General features: G+C 68.1%; 1 protein-coding gene. It reads right to left on the bottom strand.

Going from position 1 to position 1,470, the window contains the following annotated elements:
- Window positions 1–77: 77 nt before the first annotated feature.
- Window positions 78–1,256 carry an IS256 family transposase gene (locus P3T27_RS40870; protein WP_280686449.1) on the bottom strand — a complete coding sequence of 393 codons (1,179 nt, stop codon included), beginning with the start codon at window positions 1,254–1,256 and terminating at the stop codon, window positions 78–80.
- Window positions 1,257–1,470 lie beyond the last annotated feature (214 nt).

The following is a 1,470-nucleotide window of genomic DNA, read 5'->3' as shown; positions in this document are numbered from 1 at the left end:
GGGACTATCACGATCTAGGTGTACGGCACCCGGTTGGCCTAGCTGTTGATCTTCCTGGTGGGCGTAGGCCGGATGGTCTACGCCCGTCCGGCTGAAAGGCGCCCGTCGAAGGCGATGTCGAAGGCGTTGAGGGCGGCCATCCAGCGGTTGCTCCAGCGCTGTCGGCCACGTCCGGTGGGATCGAGAGCGAGGGTGGCCAGGTAGAGCCGTTTGAGGGCGGCCTGGTCGTTGGGGAAGTGGCCGCAGGCGCCGGCGGCCCTGCGATAGCGGGAGTTCACGCTCTCGATGGCATTGGTGGTGCAGATGATCTTGCGGATCTCGGCATCGAAGGCGAGGAAGGGGACCATCTCGGCCCAGGCCTTCTCCCACAGTCGCACCACCGCCGGGTAGGTCGCCTCCCAGGCGGCGGCGAACTCGGCGAACCGGTCCAGGGCTGCCTGCTCGTTCGGCGCGGTGTAGACGGGCTTGAGGTCGCGGGCCACGGCCGCCCAGTCCCGCTTGGAGGTGTAGCGGAAGGAGTTCCGCAGCAGGTGGACGATGCAGGTCTGGACCACGGTCTGGGGCCAGACCTGGGCGACCGCGTCGGGCAGGCCGGCCAGGCCGTCGCAGATGAGGATCAGGCAGTCCTTCACACCGCGGTTCTTGATCTCGGTCAGGACGGACTGCCAGTACTTGGCGCCCTCACCGCCGCTGGAGGTCCACAGGCCCAGGATGTCGCGGTAGCCGTCGGCGGTGACTCCCAGGACCACGTAGACGGGCCGGTTGGCGACCTGGCCGTCGCGGACCTTGATGTTCACAGCGTCCACGAACAGGACCGGGTAGACCGCGTCGAGGGGGCGCGTGCGCCACTCGGCCATGCCCTCCAGCACCCGGTCGGTGATGGTGGAGACTGTCTCCTTGCTGGTCGCCATGCCGTAGACCTCGGCCAGGTGCGCGACGATCTCGCCCGAGGTCAGGCCCTTCGCGGTCAACGAGACCACGAGGTTGTCCAGGCCTTCGGTGCGGCGCGCGTGCCGGGGCACAACCTTCGGCTCGAACGTACCGGCCCGGTCCCTGGGCACCTCGAGCGTGACCGGCCCGGCCTCGGTCATCACGGTCTTCATTCGGTAGCCGTTGCGCGCGTTGCCGCCCTTGCGGGCGGAGCGGCCCGGCTCCGCGGTTGAGGCCAGGTGCTCGTCCATCTCGGCTTCCAGGGCTTCCTGAAGCAGGTGCCGGGTCAGCTGCTGCAGCAGCCCGCCCTCACCGAGCAACTGCATCCCGCCGGCCCTGGCCTGCTCGGCCGCCAGCTCGGCGACCGACGCCACCACATCCGACGCACCCGTGTTCTTCCTCGGACCCATGTCCAAGGCATCGGCCCTTCCGGACTCCGACGAAACCGAACCGTCAGAAGCCGACCCGATCTGGTGATCCGTCAGCGAGCTCATCAGTGTCTCCCTTGATCAGGGTGTCCACCTGATTCATGACACTCCC

The sequence above is a fragment of the Kitasatospora sp. MAA19 genome, from assembly GCF_029894125.1.
Lineage (GTDB): Bacteria > Actinomycetota > Actinomycetes > Streptomycetales > Streptomycetaceae > Kitasatospora.
This window is presented reverse-complemented; position numbering and strand designations above follow the sequence as displayed.